The sequence below is a fragment of the Undibacterium umbellatum genome, assembly GCF_014284125.1.
GTDB classification, from domain to species: domain Bacteria; phylum Pseudomonadota; class Gammaproteobacteria; order Burkholderiales; family Burkholderiaceae_D; genus Undibacterium; species Undibacterium umbellatum.
On record NZ_JACOFX010000001.1, the window covers coordinates 670,818 to 687,814 of the forward strand.

A 16,997-nucleotide genomic window follows, 5' to 3' on the forward strand; every position below is an offset into this window, starting at 1 on the left:
TGCCTCCATGTGCTGTTACCTTGAATCCCCTGCAAGCTTCGCCGATCAGCTACACCATTGTCCGTCGTTTCTGCGCATTCTTGCCCGGCGAGCCGGAAGCTGAATACAACGCGCTTGAGACCGAGTCCATGATTTACCGTCTCAGACCAGATCCGAAATTTCAAGATGATGCAAAAGTGCGGCTTCCAAGCCGCAATCAAAAGCAGATCACCTGCCTTGTTCATTTCATCGAATGGCTACAAAATCATCCTCGCTGGAATGAATATTGTCCGGACAATGTAGACAGCGCATTAAAGTTTGTACGCTCATCGCAATAGTTAAAGGCATCGTTTCAGATACTCTAGCTTCAACCTACCCCATTAAACCCAACCCGTTCACACACGCATGAATGCACATGATCTGCTGAGCTCCATAAGCTGTGTAGATGCAAATAGCCCCGCATATTCGCAGACATGACCCGGAGTTAATTATCGGTTCTTTGACGCTCGACATACGTGCGATTGTCCTGCACTGATCGCCCCCCAGTTCAGCCTTGCGTCAGACTTTTTCCTCGCAATGCTGACGACCACACCATAGGCCTCAACCATAAACGAGTTTCAAAAATTCTGGCAAATCCCCACGCAAACCCGAGCGACAAGATAGTTCCCGCGACGCTGAGCAAAATGAAATGCAGGTGCTGCAAATTTGTAGGCAAATGCATTTCTTCGATGTAGTGGTGGACTGTTGCAAAAATAGGGATATGAACAAGGTAAAGCGAATAAGAAAATTTTCCCATGCCTGTGAGTAGCTTTTGCTCAAGAAATCTCCTGAGCCAATTCCTCGTAGAAGTTCTTGCCAACCCTGCCAGACACACAGCAACCACGACCGCAAAACTGGTATCTATCACCTTGGTCCTATCAAAGAATGCTCCAGCACTTTTTGCATCAAAAATGGAGAATTTCTGAAGCAAGTACAAGAAGTAGACGAAGAATAACCCGCCGACAACGGAAAATATCAAGCCTCTTTTTTGCACCTTGTATTGCGATTGCTGCCCATAAACCACCCAGGCGGCAAAGATTCCCATTGCAAACAAAAAAATAAAATACGGCGGATGGAGGATGGATATTTGATTCTCATGAAAAAAAACTGGTGGATGCTCAGCAAACCAGGTAAGCCCCCAGGCGACAATGGTAGCCAAAATCAGAAACGTCGATGCACCGAACCGGCGCAAAATCAGTATCAGCACAGGAAAAAGCATATACAGATGCCATTCAGTTGCAATACTCCAGAATGGTCCATTAATCGTATTCAGTTGCGGAAAAAAATCTTGCATCAAACTGAAATTCACAGCAAGAACTTGCCATGAAATTGTTGGAGTCAGTCCAGATGCATTACGTGCCCACGTGGCTATAGGGAAAAAATAATTTACAATCAAGATCAGAATCAAAGTAGCGAGATAAGGAGGCAAAATCCTGAGCGCTCTTGATTGCAAAAATTCGCGGGATGACACTCTTAAGCTAATGCCATTCTGGACAACTGGCAAAGCCAGGCAAAATCCTGATAACACCAAAAATACGACGACGGCCAAATGCAAATACAGGAGGACGTTTAAGGGCTTCATCAAAGAATTAGTATGATTTAACCAGCCATATGCAAATAAATGTGAATGCCCCAGCATCACCCACAAAGCTGCCAGCGCACGCATACCGTCGAGAAATGGTAAATGTATTCGATTAACAGATATCGCAGGGCTTTCAGGAATTATGCTTTTTGTTGATGTCATATTAGGTATAAATTGTTTTTGCCGGAAAATGTCGGCCTGGCCCTAGTCAGCAAGATGTTCCTCGCTTGTGCCGTCTGGCCACAATTGCGGTCTTAACGTCAGCCAGGCTGCTTGATGCAAAGAATTACAAGGAATTGGCATAATGATTTAACACCCGTCAAAATTCATGTCTATTTTTGAAAACTACTGCATGGCGTAAGTAGCAATCCACGCAGGTATTTCCAGCAGCAAGAATGATAGTCTCGCAGCGCAAAGCAAAAAGCCCTTGATCATTTCTAATCAAGGGCTTGAATACTTGGTTGCGGGGGCAGGATTTGAACCTACGACCTTCGGGTTATGAGCCCGACGAGCTGCCAGACTGCTCCACCCCGCGCCTGAAGAATGAAACTATACATGATTTTGCTGCTCCGCGCAATTCTTTTATGGGAATAGGACTTTTGCCGCACTTTTGCGGACAGGTGTTACACTTTACAGATTCGCCAATTTTGACTCTTTTTGCCCATGAAATTCTGTTCTGAATGCGCGTCCCCGGTGGTCTTGCAAATCCCTGTTGATGATACCCGCGAGCGTTTTGTTTGCCCGGCTTGCAGCACTATCCATTATCAAAACCCGAAGATGGTGGTGGGATCTATTCCCGTCTGGGAAGAAGATGGTGTCACCAAGATATTATTGTGCAAGCGGGCAATAGAACCGCGCCTGGGCTTCTGGACCTTGCCTGCAGGTTTCATGGAAAATTATGAGACCACGGCGCAGGCTGCGCAACGTGAGACTGAAGAAGAAGCTGGTGCGAACATCAAGTTGCATGAGCTGTTCTCTATATTGAACGTACCGCATGTACATCAGGTGCATTTGTTTTACCGCGCTACCTTACTGGATTTGAATTACGCAGCGGGAGTTGAGAGCCTGGAAGTGGCATTATTCACTGAAGAGCAAATCCCCTGGAATGACATCGCCTTCCCTACCATAAGCCATACACTGAAGTTTTTCTTTGAAGACCTGGCGAAGGTCAAGGATGGCGGACGCTTTAAGATGCATGAGCATGATATTTTCAAGCCCATGCTGCATGATTGAAATGAAACTGGCTGGGCTTGCATCAAAAAAATGGGCGACATTTTCAATCGCCCATTTTTTTCGTCGTTCTTTTCGTCATTACCAACTGGTTTCGCGTTCTGCAGTCGATGAGATTTTGTGTATAGCCAAATCTGCTCCATCAAATTCTTCTTCAGGCTCCAGGCGTATGCCTATGAGTTTTTTCAGGCTGGCGTAGATGATATAGCCGCCGACAAAGGCTATTGCAACACCCATGGTGGTGCCCAGCAATTGCGACATGAAACTGACGCCACCAAGGCCACCCAAAGACTTTAATCCAAAGATACCGACTGCTATGCCACCCCAGGCACCGCACAGGCCATGCAGGGGCCAGACGCCCAATACATCATCGACCTTCCATTTATTTTGTGTCCAGGTAAACATCCAGACAAAAATGGCACCGGCTATCCCACCAGTAACTAAAGCACCCAAGGGATGCATGAGGTCAGAACCGGCACAAACTGCAACCAGGCCAGCCAGGGGGCCGTTGTAGACGAAACCTGGGTCATTCTTGCCGAGGAGGAAGGCAACCAGCGTACCGCCTACCATGGCCATCAGCGAATTCATGGCGACCAGGCCATTCATCTTGTCCATGGTTTGTGCGCTCATGACGTTGAAGCCAAACCAGCCTACAGTAAGTATCCAGGCACCCAGCGCCAGGAAAGGAATGCTGGATGGTGGGTGGGCTGCAATTGCGCCGTTTTTCATATAGCGACCACGGCGTGCGCCCAGCAGCAAAACGGCGGGCAAGGCGACCCAGCCGCCAAAGGCATGTACGACGACGGAGCCGGCAAAGTCGTGAAACTCTTCAGAGAACATCGCCTTCAACCATGCCTGTATGCCAAAACGCTGGTTCCAGGCTATGCCTTCAAAGAAGGGATACAAGACACCCACAAGCAAGGCTGTGGCGATCAGTTGCGGGTGAAATTTTGCCCGCTCGGCAATCCCGCCTGAGATAATGGCGGGAATGGCAGCGGCAAAGGTCAGCAAGAAAAAGAACTTGACCATTTCAAAGCCATTTTTGGCAACCAGCACCTCAGCACCAGAATAAAACTGTACGCCGTAAGCGATGGTATACCCGATAAAGAAGTAGGCGATGGTGGATACGGCAAAGTCAACCAGTATCTTGACCAGGGCATTGACCTGGTTTTTTTTGCGCACGGTGCCTAATTCTAAAAACGCAAAACCGGCATGCATTGCTAGTATCATGATTGCGCCCAGCAAGATAAACAAAGCGTCCGCGCTGCTATTTTGTGCATTCATGCGAAATGTCTCCCAATATAAGTGCAAATTTTAATCAAAGATGCACTAATAAAGCAAAATGCATTCCAATTTAGTGCAATTGATAAGTGATTGATTTAATGCGATTTTTTAAAAATGATTATTTGATGAATAAGTTTGACGCACTAAGAAATGGCGTTTTCTTGGTGCAAGCTTTGATGGGGGCTGCGTGATCCCCTGGCTGGAAACTGACAGTCCCTTCCCCCACCCCAGCACCGCGCTGACAGAAAAAGATGGGGCTGCGGGCTTGCTGGCAGCAGGCGCTGATTTGTCAGCAGAGCGTCTGCTATATGCATACAAGAATGGCATCTTCCCCTGGTTTTCTGATGGGCAACCTATCTTGTGGTGGTCTACCGACCCGCGCATGGTCTTGCAGGTGCAGGATTTCAAATTGTCGCTCAGTCTGAAGAAGCGCCTGCGCCAGGTCAGCAAAGACCCGCGCTGGGTAGTGCGCTTTGATACTGCCTTTGAAGATGTCATGCGCGCCTGTGCTGCGCCACGCGGGGAAGAGCATGGCACCTGGATTTCTGAAGATATCGTCGCGGGTTATTGTGACTTGCATAAGCTGGGATATGCCCATTCCACAGAAGTATGGCTGGATGGAGAGCTGGTGGGTGGTGCCTATGGTGTTTGCATAGGCCGCATGTTTTATGGTGAATCGATGTTTGCAAGGGTCACGGATGCATCCAAAATAGCCTTGGCACACTTGGTATTTTTCTTGCGTGAACATGGGGTGAAAATGTTAGACTGCCAGCAAGAGACGGCACATTTGGCATCTCTGGGCGCAAAAGCGATCAGCAGAACCGAATTTTTGCGCTGGGTGGAACATGCCAGTGCCTTGCCAGCGATTAGCAATTGGACCATAGCCAACAAGATCAGCCCGTGACCCAGCTTAACGAACTCCCCTTCGCCAGCATACAGTTTTATGCAACAGCGCCCTACCCTTGCAGTTATCTGGAAGGTTTGCAGGCGCGTTCGCAAGTGGCAACGCCTGCACATCTGATTAATGCCGATGCCTATTCAGAGCTGGTGAAGAGTGGTTTCCGTCGTAGCGGCATTTTCATTTACCGACCGCATTGCGATAACTGCCAGGCTTGCACACCGGTACGCGTGCGCGTCAATGAATTTGAAACCAACCGCAGCCAGCGCCGGGCCTGGAAAAAACATGGCAACTTGCATGCACGCGTCAGCAGCTTGAGTTATGTGCATGAACACTATGAGCTATATCAGCGCTATCAGGGTGAGCGCCACTCTGGCGGCGGCATGGACAATGACAGCCGCGACCAGTATGCGCAATTCTTGCTGCAAAGCCGGGTGAATACCCGCCTGGTTGAATTCAGGGACGATAAAGATGTCTTGCGCATGGTCAGCATTATTGATGTCCTGACAGATGGCTTGTCGTCGGTATATACCTTTTATGACCCGGATGATGCTACTGCGTCGTATGGTACTTACAATGTCTTGTGGCAGTTAGAGCAAACGCGCTTGTTGAAGCTACCCTATGTCTATCTGGGTTACTGGATAGCTGCCAGCCCCAAGATGGCTTACAAGACCAATTTCCGCCCCCTTGATGCCTTGATGCAGGGGCGCTGGCAGACTTTGCGGGAGCTGTGAAGCCTCCCTTCTCGCCTGCCGATCAATTTTTATTTTCAACTTTTCTTCTTCATACATTTACATGCCAGCGAAACTTCTTTATTCCCTGATCCGCCCTGCCCTGTTTGCCATGGATCCGGAAAATGCCCATCACCTGACTTTACCTGCACTGCAGCGTGTCAACAAACTGGGTATGGGTGGTTTGCTAGCCAAAAAGCCAGCAGAGGATGCCCGCACTGTCATGGGTGTGCGCTTTCCTAATCCGGTTGGTCTGGCCGCTGGCCTGGACAAGGATGGTGCGTATATTGATGGTCTGGCTGCAATTGGTTTTGGCTCCATAGAAATTGGCACGGTCACGCCACGTGCGCAGGCTGGCAACCCCAAGCCACGCATGTTCCGCCTGCCGCAGGCAGATGCGATTATCAACCGCATGGGCTTTAATAATGGCGGCGTCGATGCCTTTGTGAAAAACGTGCAGGCATCACGCTTTTACCAGGACAAACAAGGTGTGTTGGGCCTGAACATAGGCAAGAATGCAGATACTCCAATAGAACGCGCTGCCGAAGATTATCTGCATTGCCTGACCAAGGTTTATCCTTATGCCAGTTATGTGACGGTGAATATCTCTTCCCCTAACACCAAGAACCTGCGCCAGTTGCAAGGTGCGACTGAGCTTGATGCTTTGCTATTGCAACTGAAGGAAGCGCAGCAAAAGCTGGCCGACGAACACAAGCGTTATGTCCCCATTGCACTGAAGATTGCCCCTGATATTGATGCAGAACAAATCAAGACCATAGGTGAAGCCTTGTTGCGTCACAAGATAGATGGTGTCATTGCCACCAATACCACCATCACCCGCGATGCCGTACAGGGCTTGCCGCATGCAGAAGAAACGGGCGGATTGTCTGGCAAACCCGTGTTTGAATTATCGAACCGCGTGATCCGTGCCCTGAAAGCCGAACTAGGCAACGAAATACCTATCATCGGCGTGGGCGGGATTTTCTCAGGTGCCGATGCCATGGCCAAAATGCAGTCAGGTGCGGCACTGGTGCAAGTGTATTCCGGCCTGATCTATCAAGGCCCCGCATTGGTAAAAGACTGCGCAGATGCTTTGCGCGGACAAAAATAATTTATCCTTGTCATCATGAAGAATATTTTACTTGGCAATAGCCAGTTGAATGTATCCACCATCTGCCTGGGCACCATGACTTTTGGTGAACAGAATACTGAGGCGGAAGCGCATGAGCAGCTTGATTATGCGCTGGAGCGCGGCATCAATTTTATCGACACGGCAGAAATGTACCCTGTCATGCCGCGTGCGGCTACGCAAGGCAAGACCGAACAATACATTGGTAGCTGGATAAAAAAATCCGGCAAGCGCGGCGAGATTGTGCTGGCAACCAAAGTTGCAGGCCCCTCTCGTGGCATGGGCTGGATACGCAACGGCGAAAATGATTTGAATGAAAAAAATATTCGCGCCGCCGTCGAAACCAGCTTGCAACGTCTGCAAACAGATTACATCGACCTGTATCAATTGCACTGGCCCAGCCGCAACGCCCCCATCTTTGGACAAAAACAATTTGATCCAGCCTTGGAAAGACCCTGCACAGATATTGCCGAGACAGTTTCAGTATTGAATGCCCTGGTCAAGGAAGGCAAGATACGCGCCTTTGGCGTATCGAATGAAACATCCTGGGGTGTCAGCGAATTTATCAAGCAGGCAGAACTGCAAGGCACCGCACGCATCGCCAGCATACAAAATGCTTATAGCCTGGTGAACCGCGCATTTGAACAGGGGCTGGATGAGACCTGTTTCCGCGAAAACGTAGGCTTGCTGGCGTATAGCCCACTGGCATTCGGACAGCTTACCGCCAAATATATTGATGATGCAAAAGCTCATGGCCGCCTGACGATATTCCCGCCGACCTGGAGCCCGCGCTATATGCGTCCCAGCGTATTTGAGGCCAGCAAAGCCTATGCAGCACTGGCGCGTGAACACGGGTTGACGCCAGCGCAACTGGCACTGGCCTGGTGTTATTCACGCAGTTTTGTCGCCAGCACCATCATCGGGGCTACCAACCTGACCCAGTTAAGAGAGAATATTGACGCGCTGGAAGTTGGTCTCAACGACGACCTCTTACAAGGAATCAACCGCATCCATGAAGAACTGAGCAACCCAGGTCAGTAATGCTATCGTGATTGGAACTTAAGAAAATAGCCATTCCGGCAAGAAGTATTTACATGACATACAATGCAAGCGCAATTGCAGCAAATGCCTATTGATCCTTTTACCGGAGAACCGAGATGTCCCAATTGCGTATTACTATTCTCAAGCTATGCGTCTGCATCCTGCTGATTATGGGATTGCTGATGATCTTTTCGCACAGCGCCTTCCCCGATACTTCCTTGTTGACCATGGCATTATATTCTGCCGCTTTCATGATCTTTGTTCTTGCCATTGGATTTACAAGTGTCTTCATCACGGGTGAATTCAAGCAATGGAGCCTCAATAATGGCGCAACCGATACTGGCTGGCTTTGGTTCAATGCCGAGCCGCCTGGCTTGGAGGCAATGAGAAACGGCATTGATATCGCTACCTTATCAGCAAAAGCAAAGCAATCCACAGACAACACCTGACACACCGAGCACAGGCCCAAATTTCACAGGGTCGCGCTCAAGGTTTGCGACTTACTTTTGCGGACGTACGGGCAATGGCACATTGCACAGATCTATATGGCCCGCTGGCACCTTGTACCAGTCGCCGCCACGGTTTCGTTGCGCATCGACGATAGACTTGAATGTGACTGTATCAGTGCGTATGATTTCCAGCTTGCTTCGTTCAGCTTCTGGCACATCGACGGCCACTTTCATGGCCTTTATGGGCGTACGTTCATCGGCTTTTTCATAAAAGCCCAATGGGCCAGTGCCCCGTGGCAGGGTCGTTAACAACTCCATGCCTTGCATGACTCGTCCAACGACGGTGATATTTCTGTCCAGCTGCCTTGGTGCATGGCCGGTTACCACATACAAGGATGTGCCATCACCACTATTCGCTTCAGTGCCGCGAGCAACGCCTACAGTGGCGTAACAATGGGCTAGCCAGGCAGTACCCGCCTTGGGGTCACGTCCGGCAGGAAAGCCATTCGCATGCCCGGCTTGGGGCGCATAGCCATCAACATCAGGTAGCCGAGTGAATGGCAGATTGGAGGCATATTTGACAGTAAATTCGCCATCAAGTTTGCGCTTGGCAGTTTTCACCTTGCGTTTTTCATCAGGGTCAGCCCATTGTGCGACATAATTTTCTTGTGAGCGCACGATGGCCAATCCATCAAAATAACCCTCTCTCACCAATGCCTTGATGTTTTGCGCATGATTAGGGGAAAAATCTGGTGCCAACTCTATCACGACACGGCCTTTTGGCAATTCCAGATACAGAGTATTCTCAGGATTCAGAGGACGCCAGTCGGTTGCACTGGAGTTTTTGACGAGATCACCAAGATTGAACTTGGACGCCTGCGCTGCCTGGGCTGTGGCTGACAAAAGCAAACCTGCAGCCACACACGAGGCCAAGGATATTCCAGATGATATTGCAGTAAAACGAAAAGACATTATTTAACTCCATTAAAGTGGCACAAGCTCACAAAGTTAAGAACTGCTTCATTAGCAGGCATCAACAAGCAAAAAAAATCTGATAAGCAATTGCCGCGTCGGCAAGAATGGCAGACCTTACTCGAATGACATAGCTTTGTCCATATACCTTAAATATATCTACATAATTAAGTCAATCGTAGACAAGACTTTATTTATTGGTTTTTTTAATTTGTAATATTGCAAAAAGCTGGCAAATCCGGTACAACCTGTTTCAATCTTTTACATCAAGGAGTCCTTGTTTGAAACCTCAACTTCAAGCACCAACCGGTGCATTTGTAGGCGCATCCTGGGCAGCATTGTTTATAGGTGGAGGCACCTATCTTGCAGGCGTCTGGAATGCCGCGATGCAGTTAAATGAAAAAGGTTATTACTTCACCATACTGATGTACGGTTTATTTGCTGCCGTATCCCTGCAAAAATCAGTGCGCGACAAACTTGAAGGCATCCCCGTCACTGGTATTTATTTTGGCTTGTGCTGGTTGTCATTGGGTTTATCCATCCTGTTGCTGGGTGTAGGCTTATTCAATGCCACACTGGACTGGAGTGAAAAAGGCTTCTTTGCCATGTCATTCTTGCTGAGCCTGTTCGCTGCAGTTGCGGTACAGAAAAATATTCGTGACATCAATTTGCTCAAGCCAGATGGCGATACCATGCCCATGCATGATGAGTATGAAAAGAAGTGAGACTCATGCCGATGAGCAAGTCACAGACAAATTTGTGACCATCATATCTGCGTGACATTAAACAAAAGAGCCTGTATTTGAGCAAACAAATACAGGCTCTTTTTTATTGCCCAACAGAATTAGTCAACCATAAGCCAGCGACAAATGCCCGGCACGTACAGCTGCAGTGGATTTCACCTCTACACGCATGGCATTTTGCAATGAAGAAATAGAAGCACCAGCACGATATTGGAAGCTGACCTGCAATAGATCCCCCTCCTTCACGGTCACTGGCTGGGCCAGTGGAAGTGCCATATAGTGATTCAGCCAGTCTATGGTGGAAGAAGATTCCATCAGCACTGCCAGAATATTCTTGGTCACAAAACGCAAGGCGCTGACTGTGCCCGCTTTTTCCACTGTAAAACTGCCTTCCCATTTGATGTGCATGTCATTGGGCTGACTAAAATCGATAATGCTGTACAAGGCTGGTTGCGCCAGTTCGACGGTGTCAGCAGAAAATGCACCTGGTTGCTGGAATTGAATGATCGGTGCCTGGTAGCCAGAAAAATCATAGGTTTGTTGTAGTGGCTGCACTGCCATGACAACAGCTTCTGGAATGAACAATGGCAAGGGACCACCAAACTTTGCCACATAGCGTTTCTTAAAGTTTTCTATGACTTCTACCTGTTTTTCACGCAGCATAGCCACGTGTATCATTTCGCAAATAACGATGTCCACAGGTTCTGGTGGCAAGTATTCAAAAGCGTCTGCGTGTATGACTTCGACTTTATCACCGTAGCGATTCATGGCCAGCAAGCGACGCGCTTCATCGACCATATCAGGATTGAATTCTACGCAATAGACTTTGGCCGCAGCCTGCGCTGCAAACCAGGAAAGTACGCCAGTCCCACCACCCAACTCCAGGACTTTTGCTCCTTCAAATACCTGGCGTCGTATCGCCGCCTTGAAATTATCCATGCGATTCAAATCCATCAGCATATTGTGATGGTATTGCAGGGGGATAAACTGTCCGAGGTAGCAGCTCTCTGCCTCACGTTCTATCAACATGTTCACTCCTTCATTTCCTGGTTTCATCATGTGGCTGCCATCTGAAGTTTCAACAGGACAGTCAATTTTTTCGCCAACAACACGCAAATTTTCCAATTTGTCGAGCGCAGGGTCTAAGAAACTGATTATCCTTAGGTTATAAGGAAGTGAAACACGGAGGTGAATAAGGAATCTGCGTCAATTCTTGCTTATAGTAAAGAGTGACGCATGCAATATGTCCGCAAATTAACTTTATGCAAAGAAACGAATATACGCAATACTTGTTTTGAAAAACAAGTAACAAAATTTGAGAAGCAGGTCTGGGTTGAAGGAGTTTGATTGTGATCTATCTGACTTGCCTTGGCCGCTCGCAACGGGCATCCAGATAAGCTTGCGCCAATTGCTCCCATCCCTCGCCTGGCGAAGTCTGGGAACAAGTGACATGAGCATTGAGTTTACTACGCCATTTATACCAGGATGCTGGCTCGGCAGTACTCAGAGTGACAACTAATAACATGCTCAGCAACAAAAACTTTCTGAATATGCTCATGGTCATCACCCTCAACACTCTTTTTATCAATATAGCTCAAGGATACTACACTGCGGCTGATGCCCTGTAGCTGGCAAGTTCATCGATAGTCAGTATCACGATATCGTGCGTCACGGCATATTCTATGATTTGCCCACCTTTGGCCATACTGCCGTCCGGGTTCATCAATTCACACAATACAGCTGCTGGTGATAAGCCCGCCATGGTAGCCAGATCAACCGAGCCTTCTGTATGACCACGTCGACTGAGTACGCCGCCGGGTGCGGCACGCAAAGGGAAGACATGACCAGGGCGTGCCAAGTGCTCAGGCTGGGCATCAGGTGCGATAGCTGTCAGGATAGTGGTGACACGGTCAGCCGCAGAAACACCAGTCGTCACGCCTTGCTTGGCTTCTATCGATACCGTGAAAGCTGTGCCATAACGGCTTTCATTGTGGCTGACCATTGGCGGTAAATCGAGTTGCTGCAGCCTGTCATCTGTCAGGCACAGACAGACGATGCCACTGCAATCGCGGATCAGCCTGGCCATGGATTCGACCGTGATTTTTTCGGCGGCGACGATGAGGTCTGCCTCATTTTCCCTGTCAAAGTCATCCATAAGTAATACAGGACGGCCATTACGCAGGTCTGCCAAGGCCCTGGACAGGCGCTGATCAAAAGGACTAAGGGATAATAATTCCGGCTGAGCGGAAGTGGGGGATGGAACAGTGGTACTAGTATTACTAATAGTATTCAACATAATGAAACGCTCCGGCAAAAGTAAATGTGCAAAAGACGTTTCAGGGAGTAAAAAACGAATAGCCAAAGACGAACGCCCATGGTCTTCACCATAGGAGTTTAGTGTAAGGCGCATCTTCTCTCATCCGGACTATGACCGTCGGCCCTGGAATCACACCAGATCTGCTGACCTTGCAAACTGCTGCAAACTTACTGCAACCGTTTTTACTGCAAGCGCTCGCGGGCTTGTGCACGAAAATTACCAAAGCAATCCTGTGCATTTACCGCCGGTGGGGAATTACACCCCGCCCTGAAGACGTACAACCTGCCGAGTTATTCGGCAAATGAATTATACGCAAAAATAACATTACTGTTTGGGCAAGCTCAAAGCCCTTAAATCATTACCAGATTTCAAACAATACGATTTCTTTATGCCATAAGTATCATCAGGCTTGGTCTTTAGAATGAAAAAATACATCTCCGCAAATATTTCTTTATGCAGAAAACTTATATCCACAAAAGAATTGTTAAAAATATTGTCTGATTTAAATCGCATTTCTGCATAGCAACATCTATTCTTGTTTTCAAGGGCATTTCCAGCTTCTTCACACCAGCATATTTACGGATCAGAAATACAAATTCCTGTCATGGCACCATGATTGATAAAAAAACATCAAATGTGCAAGTTTTCTTGCATTAATTATATTTAAAATAATTTATTCTGATTTTACGAATTAAACTAAAGACAATATCAGTCCAGCGATTTTGCATATATCAATTACGTATATAAGCAAATGAATACTAAGTAGTTTGGAATAAAGCCTGAATTCATTACGATGCACTTACTTTGCGCGAGGCGATATGACGTTAACCTATATATTTTCGGGATTTGCAGTGGGCACCCTGGTCGGTTTGACCGGTGTAGGTGGTGGCTCGCTAATGACCCCCCTGCTTACTCTGATGTTTGGTGTATCACCAACAGTGGCGGTGGGCACCGATCTCGCCTTTGCATCGATTACCAAGGCCGCAGGTACTTTTACCCATAGATTGCGCGGCACGGTTGAATGGCATGTGGTGCGCTTGCTGTGTTACGGCGCCCTGCCAGCGGCTGTAGTTACCACCTTGTTCCTCAAGAATTTTGGTGCACTGGATAAAGAAATTGGCCAGATCATACGTTACTCCATTGCAATTTCTGTCTTGCTCACTGTGGTTGCCTTGCTGTTTAAAGGCAAGATGCTGAACTGGCTGAACAAGCATCCAGAAAAACAATTGCAAGGCAAAAAACTGGCGGCTGCTACGCTCATCTCTGGCGCAGTACTGGGAACGCTGGTGACCATTTCATCCATCGGCGCCGGTGCGATTGGTGCGACTTTGCTGGTCATGCTGTATCCACGCATGTCTGCCGCCCATATCGCCGGTACGGATATCGCCTATGCTGTACCTCTGACAGCCATTGCTGCTTTCGGCCACTGGTGGCTGGGTTCGATAGACTGGGTCTTGCTGGGCAGCCTGCTGATAGGTTCTTTGCCTGGTATTACTTTGGGCTCCCTGGCCGCCCGTGCCGTACCTGAGAAATTTTTACGTGGCCTGTTGGCAACCACCCTGACTTTGGTTGCTGCCAAGCTAGTTCTTTGAATCTGTTTGCAATCGCGTACTTACACACGCATTTTATGGGTAATTAAAGATGTATCGTTACGACCAGCACGATCACCAAATCATCAAGGAACGTATTGCACAATTCCGCGACCAGGTTAGCCGCCGACTCTCGAATGAATTGAGTGAGGATGAATTCCGTATTTTGCGCCTGCAAAACGGTCTGTACATGCAACGTCATGCCTATATGCTGCGGGTGGCAGTGCCTTATGGCATGCTGTCATCGAATCAGGTACGCAAGTTTGCCCATATTGCCCGCAAATATGATCGTGGCTATGGTCACTTTACGACCCGCCAGAATATCCAGTACAACTGGATCAATCTGGAAGATACACCTGACATACTGGAAGAACTGGCATCAGTAGAAATGCACGCTATCCAGACTTCGGGCAATTGCATGCGCAATATTACGTCTGATGAATTTGCTGGCGTCGCTGCCGATGAAGTGATAGATCCACGTGCCTATGCAGAAATCCTACGCCAATGGACTACCTTCCATCCTGAATTCGCCTATTTGCCGCGTAAATTCAAGATCGCCATTAATGGTGCCAAAGAAGACCGTGCCGCGATTGCAGTGCATGATATTGGCCTGACCGTGGTACACAATGAAGCTGGCGAAGTTGGCTTCAAAGTCATGGTGGGTGGTGGCATGGGCCGTACCCCTATCCTGGGTAGCGTGATACGCGAATTCTTGCCATGGCAGCATGTCATGACTTATCTAGAAGCGATACTGCGTATCTATAACCAATACGGTCGCCGCGACAATATCTATAAAGCACGCATCAAGATTCTGGTAAAAGCCATAGGTGCTGAAGACTTCGCCCGCCAGGTTGAAGAAGAATGGCAAGATATCAAGGATGGCCCAGCCACTTTGACAGAAGCGGAATTGAAACGCGTCGCCAGTTATTTCACTACGCCAGACTATGAAAACCTGCCTGCGCAACATGCTGCTTACGAACAACATTTACAAGACAATAAATCCTTTGCCAACTGGGTCAAGCGCAATGTCAAACCACATAAAGTTGCTGGCTATGCTGCAGTGGTGCTGTCGCTGAAAAAACCAGGTGTGCCGCCGGGTGATGCCAGTTCTGAACAACTGGACTTTATTGCCAACCTGGCTGATCAATACAGCTTTGGTGAATTGCGCGTCACACATGAGCAAAATCTGGTGTTGGCAGATGTCAAAGTCGCAGACTTGTTCACCGTCTGGCAAGAAGCCAAGGCCCATGGTCTGGCGACACCGAATATCGGTTTACTGACCGACATGATCTGCTGCCCAGGCGGTGATTTCTGCGCACTGGCCAATGCCAAATCCATCCCTATCGCGCTGGATATCACCGACCGATTCAACGACCTTGATTACTTGCATGATATCGGCGACATAGAACTGAATATGTCTGGCTGTATCAATGCCTGCGGCCACCACCATGTCGGTAATATCGGCATTCTGGGTGTGGACAAAGATGGCAGCGAGTTTTACCAGGTGTCGATCGGTGGCGCGCAAGGTAATAGCGCAGCCATAGGCAAGATCATAGGCCCGTCTTTTGCTGCCGGACAAATGCCGGAAGTGATAGACCGCATCATTCAAGTATATGTGCGTGACCGCCTGGAAAATGAGCGCTTCATCGATACGGCACAGCGCCTGGGTATCGCGCCATTCAAAGAATTTGTGTATGCAACGCCGATACGTACCAATGAGCATCATGGCGAAGACGCCGGTACAGCTGTCAGCTACTGAAATTAAGAAAGTGCATCATGCGAGAAATTATTAAAGACAAAGCCATCGTAGCCGACGACTGGACAGTATTGCGCCTGACAGAGAATGAAACACCAGACGCTGTAAGTGTACCCACAGGCAAAGTCATCATCCCCTTGAAGGTATGGTTGCTGCAACGCGAAAGCCTGTTGAACCGTACTGACATCGCCGTCTGGTTCAGCAGCGATGAGCAGGCAAAAGAATTGAAAGAAGATATCAGCCGCTTTAGCCTGCTGGCAGTCGACTTCCCTAAATTCGCAGATGGCCGTGGCTATTCAATTGCCTATAACCTGCGCTCACGCCTTAATTTCACTGGCGAATTGCGCGCCATCGGTGATGTCTTGCGCGACCAGTTGTTTTACATGCAGCGCGTCGGTTTCAATGCCTTTGCCACACGGGAAGACAAGAATATCCAAGACGCAATCAAGGGTCTGACTGATTTTTCTGAAAAATACCAGACTTCCTGGGATGAGAAAAACCCCTTGTTCCGCCGCGCAGAGCGCACAGGGGCTGAAGCATGAGTGATTTTCTGGAGCGCCTTGCCGCAACACAGGCTATATTGGAAAGAATCGCTGACGACTTTGAACCAGCAGTATTCGCTTCCAGCCTGGCGGCAGAAGATATGGTGTTGACTGACCTGATCTTGCGCAAGAAATTGAATATCACGATTTTCTCGCTGGAAACCGGACGCCTGCATGCAGAAACACTGGGCATGCTCGATAAAGTCAAAGAAACCTATGGCACAGAAATCAAGCTGTTCAAGCCTGATGCTGCCGCTGTAGAAAATTATGTCAGCGAGCATGGTAAGAATGCGTTTTACGACAGCGTGGAAATGCGCAAGGAATGCTGCCGCATACGCAAGGTAGAGCCGCTGAAACGTGCGCTGGCAGGCAACAAGGCCTGGGTAACTGGCCAGCGTCGCGCACAGTCTGCTACACGTACTGAACTGGCGATACAGGAAGATGATGCAACACATGGTCTGCAAAAGTTTAATCCTTTGGCAGATTGGTCAGAAGATGATGTCTGGCACTATCTCAGAAGCAACAATGTGCCTTACAATCCTTTGCACGACAAAGGATATCCATCGATAGGCTGTGAACCCTGCACCCGTGCGATACAGCAAGGTGAAGATGTTAGGGCTGGGCGATGGTGGTGGGAAAACCCCGATTCCAAGGAATGCGGCCTGCATGTGGTTGATGGCAAGCTGATCCGAATTAAACAAGCTGTCTGAAGAAGA

General features: G+C 48.6%; 18 protein-coding genes, 1 tRNA gene and 1 riboswitch. Of the genes, 12 read left to right on the forward strand and 7 right to left on the reverse strand.

Annotation, left to right across the window (positions count from 1 at the left end):
• The first annotated feature begins 20 nt into the window (after nt 1-20).
• Entirely contained in the window at nt 21-317 is a 297-nt protein-coding gene (locus H8L47_RS03095; protein WP_186951753.1) for a hypothetical protein, read from the forward strand.
• Between the two features lie 209 nt (nt 318-526).
• On the opposite strand, the gene H8L47_RS03100 is transcribed toward H8L47_RS03095, so the two are convergent.
• Both H8L47_RS03100 and H8L47_RS03105 read right to left on the reverse strand, forming a co-directional pair.
• Complete coding sequence (locus H8L47_RS03100; protein WP_186951754.1) at nt 527-1,762, reverse strand: acyltransferase family protein; 1,236 nt, start codon at nt 1,760-1,762, stop codon at nt 527-529.
• 296 nt (nt 1,763-2,058) lie between these two features.
• Nucleotides 2,059-2,135 (reverse strand) — tRNA-Met (locus H8L47_RS03105).
• 128 nt (nt 2,136-2,263) lie between these two features.
• Here H8L47_RS03105 and H8L47_RS03110 point away from each other — a divergent pair.
• Nucleotides 2,264-2,833 (forward strand): NUDIX hydrolase, encoded by a 570-nt coding sequence (locus H8L47_RS03110; RefSeq protein ID WP_186951755.1) that lies wholly within the window; start codon nt 2,264-2,266, stop codon nt 2,831-2,833.
• Nucleotides 2,834-2,911: 78 nt separating this feature from the next.
• Here H8L47_RS03110 and H8L47_RS03115 read toward each other — a convergent pair whose 3' ends face one another.
• On the reverse strand, nt 2,912-4,114 hold the full coding sequence (locus H8L47_RS03115) for an ammonium transporter (protein WP_186951756.1): 1,203 nt from the start codon (nt 4,112-4,114) through the stop codon (nt 2,912-2,914).
• Between the two features lie 187 nt (nt 4,115-4,301).
• On the opposite strand from H8L47_RS03115, the gene aat reads away from it, so the two are divergent.
• The 5 genes from aat (at nt 4,302) to H8L47_RS03140 (ending at nt 8,362) form a co-directional block, all read left to right on the forward strand.
• Entirely contained in the window at nt 4,302-5,018 is a 717-nt protein-coding gene (gene aat / locus H8L47_RS03120; RefSeq protein WP_186951757.1) for a leucyl/phenylalanyl-tRNA--protein transferase, read from the forward strand.
• Nucleotides 5,015-5,746 carry an arginyltransferase gene (locus H8L47_RS03125; RefSeq protein ID WP_186951758.1) on the forward strand — a complete coding sequence of 244 codons (732 nt, stop codon included), beginning with the start codon at nt 5,015-5,017 and terminating at the stop codon, nt 5,744-5,746. Before aat ends, H8L47_RS03125 begins: the two co-directional genes overlap by 4 nt.
• Before the next feature lie 61 nt (nt 5,747-5,807).
• A complete protein-coding gene (locus tag H8L47_RS03130) occupies nt 5,808-6,854 on the forward strand; it encodes a quinone-dependent dihydroorotate dehydrogenase (RefSeq protein WP_186951759.1) in 1,047 nt (348 codons plus the stop codon).
• A 15-nt stretch (nt 6,855-6,869) separates the two neighbouring features.
• Nucleotides 6,870-7,913, forward strand: coding sequence for an aldo/keto reductase (locus H8L47_RS03135; protein ID WP_186951760.1), 1,044 nt, complete (start codon nt 6,870-6,872; stop codon nt 7,911-7,913).
• A gap of 116 nt (nt 7,914-8,029) precedes the next feature.
• Entirely contained in the window at nt 8,030-8,362 is a 333-nt protein-coding gene (locus H8L47_RS03140; protein ID WP_186951761.1) for a hypothetical protein, read from the forward strand.
• A gap of 51 nt (nt 8,363-8,413) precedes the next feature.
• On the opposite strand, the gene H8L47_RS03145 is transcribed toward H8L47_RS03140, so the two are convergent.
• Nucleotides 8,414-9,265: a peptidylprolyl isomerase gene (locus H8L47_RS03145; RefSeq protein ID WP_230413556.1), complete on the reverse strand. Its 852-nt coding sequence runs from the start codon at nt 9,263-9,265 to the stop codon at nt 8,414-8,416.
• Nucleotides 9,266-9,615: 350 nt separating this feature from the next.
• Between H8L47_RS03145 and yiaA the strand changes: the two genes are divergently transcribed.
• Complete coding sequence (gene yiaA, locus H8L47_RS03150; RefSeq protein WP_186951763.1) at nt 9,616-10,059, forward strand: inner membrane protein YiaA; 444 nt, start codon at nt 9,616-9,618, stop codon at nt 10,057-10,059.
• A gap of 123 nt (nt 10,060-10,182) precedes the next feature.
• Here the strand turns inward: yiaA and H8L47_RS03155 are convergent, their stop codons facing one another.
• From H8L47_RS03155 to ribB, 3 genes are all read right to left on the reverse strand, one after another.
• Entirely contained in the window at nt 10,183-11,106 is a 924-nt protein-coding gene (locus tag H8L47_RS03155; RefSeq protein WP_186951764.1) for a methyltransferase domain-containing protein, read from the reverse strand.
• Nucleotides 11,107-11,431: 325 nt separating this feature from the next.
• Nucleotides 11,432-11,635 (reverse strand): hypothetical protein, encoded by a 204-nt coding sequence (locus H8L47_RS03160; protein ID WP_222616377.1) that lies wholly within the window; start codon nt 11,633-11,635, stop codon nt 11,432-11,434.
• A gap of 45 nt (nt 11,636-11,680) precedes the next feature.
• On the reverse strand, nt 11,681-12,373 hold the full coding sequence (ribB, locus tag H8L47_RS03165) for a 3,4-dihydroxy-2-butanone-4-phosphate synthase (protein WP_186951766.1): 693 nt from the start codon (nt 12,371-12,373) through the stop codon (nt 11,681-11,683).
• A 108-nt stretch (nt 12,374-12,481) separates the two neighbouring features.
• Nucleotides 12,482-12,673, reverse strand: a riboswitch (FMN riboswitch).
• 539 nt (nt 12,674-13,212) lie between these two features.
• Here ribB and H8L47_RS03170 point away from each other — a divergent pair.
• The 4 genes from H8L47_RS03170 to H8L47_RS03185 are packed head-to-tail and all read left to right on the forward strand — an operon-like array spanning nt 13,213 to nt 16,991.
• Complete coding sequence (locus H8L47_RS03170) at nt 13,213-13,986, forward strand: sulfite exporter TauE/SafE family protein (RefSeq protein WP_186951767.1); 774 nt, start codon at nt 13,213-13,215, stop codon at nt 13,984-13,986.
• A gap of 49 nt (nt 13,987-14,035) precedes the next feature.
• On the forward strand, nt 14,036-15,742 hold the full coding sequence (locus H8L47_RS03175) for a nitrite/sulfite reductase (RefSeq protein WP_186951768.1): 1,707 nt from the start codon (nt 14,036-14,038) through the stop codon (nt 15,740-15,742).
• Nucleotides 15,743-15,759: 17 nt separating this feature from the next.
• On the forward strand, nt 15,760-16,281 hold the full coding sequence (locus H8L47_RS03180; protein ID WP_186951769.1) for a DUF934 domain-containing protein: 522 nt from the start codon (nt 15,760-15,762) through the stop codon (nt 16,279-16,281).
• Entirely contained in the window at nt 16,278-16,991 is a 714-nt protein-coding gene (locus tag H8L47_RS03185) for a phosphoadenylyl-sulfate reductase (RefSeq protein WP_186951770.1), read from the forward strand. Before H8L47_RS03180 ends, H8L47_RS03185 begins: the two co-directional genes overlap by 4 nt.
• The last annotated feature ends 6 nt before the right edge of the window (nt 16,992-16,997 follow it).

What these genes read in the sequence shown, in the direction of transcription:
- H8L47_RS03140 (WP_186951761.1), top strand. Translation starts at nt 8,030, where the DNA reads ATGTCCCAATTGCGTATTACTATTCTCAAGCTATGCGTCTGCATCCTG.
- H8L47_RS03115 (WP_186951756.1), bottom strand. Translation starts at nt 4,114, where the DNA reads ATGAATGCACAAAATAGCAGCGCGGACGCTTTGTTTATCTTGCTGGGC.
- H8L47_RS03100 (WP_186951754.1), bottom strand. Translation starts at nt 1,762, where the DNA reads ATGACATCAACAAAAAGCATAATTCCTGAAAGCCCTGCGATATCTGTT.
- H8L47_RS03130 (WP_186951759.1), top strand. Translation starts at nt 5,808, where the DNA reads ATGCCAGCGAAACTTCTTTATTCCCTGATCCGCCCTGCCCTGTTTGCC.
- H8L47_RS03110 (WP_186951755.1), top strand. Translation starts at nt 2,264, where the DNA reads ATGAAATTCTGTTCTGAATGCGCGTCCCCGGTGGTCTTGCAAATCCCT.
- ribB (WP_186951766.1), bottom strand. Translation starts at nt 12,373, where the DNA reads ATGTTGAATACTATTAGTAATACTAGTACCACTGTTCCATCCCCCACT.
- H8L47_RS03170 (WP_186951767.1), top strand. Translation starts at nt 13,213, where the DNA reads ATGACGTTAACCTATATATTTTCGGGATTTGCAGTGGGCACCCTGGTC.
- H8L47_RS03175 (WP_186951768.1), top strand. Translation starts at nt 14,036, where the DNA reads ATGTATCGTTACGACCAGCACGATCACCAAATCATCAAGGAACGTATT.
- H8L47_RS03160 (WP_222616377.1), bottom strand. Translation starts at nt 11,635, where the DNA reads ATGAGCATATTCAGAAAGTTTTTGTTGCTGAGCATGTTATTAGTTGTC.
- H8L47_RS03135 (WP_186951760.1), top strand. Translation starts at nt 6,870, where the DNA reads ATGAAGAATATTTTACTTGGCAATAGCCAGTTGAATGTATCCACCATC.
- H8L47_RS03185 (WP_186951770.1), top strand. Translation starts at nt 16,278, where the DNA reads ATGAGTGATTTTCTGGAGCGCCTTGCCGCAACACAGGCTATATTGGAA.
- H8L47_RS03180 (WP_186951769.1), top strand. Translation starts at nt 15,760, where the DNA reads ATGCGAGAAATTATTAAAGACAAAGCCATCGTAGCCGACGACTGGACA.
- H8L47_RS03155 (WP_186951764.1), bottom strand. Translation starts at nt 11,106, where the DNA reads ATGTTGATAGAACGTGAGGCAGAGAGCTGCTACCTCGGACAGTTTATC.